Origin of the sequence: Pseudomonas sp. S36 (assembly GCF_016647875.1) — a bacterium.
GTDB lineage: Bacteria > Pseudomonadota > Gammaproteobacteria > Pseudomonadales > Pseudomonadaceae > Aquipseudomonas > Aquipseudomonas parafulva.
The window spans coordinates 1-418 of the sequence record NZ_JACVVG010000104.1; the positions used below are offsets into that span (position 1 = coordinate 1).

Genomic DNA, 418 nt, shown 5'->3' on the forward strand with positions numbered 1-418 from the left:
AACCACCATCACCATCCCGGCGAACGGCACCACGGGCTCGGTCACTGTGACCGCGCCAGACAACGTCTATGTGGGTGCGAATGATCCGGTCGTCAAATCCATCGCTTCGGTAACGGGCGCTGACGTTGACAAGTTCGAGCAACTGACCCTGGATAAGACTCCGGTCAGCACGACTGTCACCGATGAGCCAGGTTCGGGCACTCCAGGCACGGGTAACCAGGGCGATCTGGTGCAAGTCACCATCACCGCCGACCAAACTTCGGTCGCAGAAAACGTCAAACCGACCTTCACCGTACAGATCAACACTGCACTGGCCCACGACTTGGTCGTGACCCTGAGCAACAACGCTCAAGTCACCATCAAGGCCGGCCAAACCAGTGCTTCGTATGAGCATGCTGCGCAGGGCGATGACGTTTAC

At 58.4% G+C, this 418-nt stretch carries 1 protein-coding gene; it reads left to right on the plus strand.

Annotation, left to right across the window (positions count from 1 at the left end):
• Positions 1–418: immunoglobulin-like domain-containing protein (locus IAE36_RS23485; protein ID WP_201214973.1), on the plus strand; the 418-nt coding region annotated here is incomplete at both ends.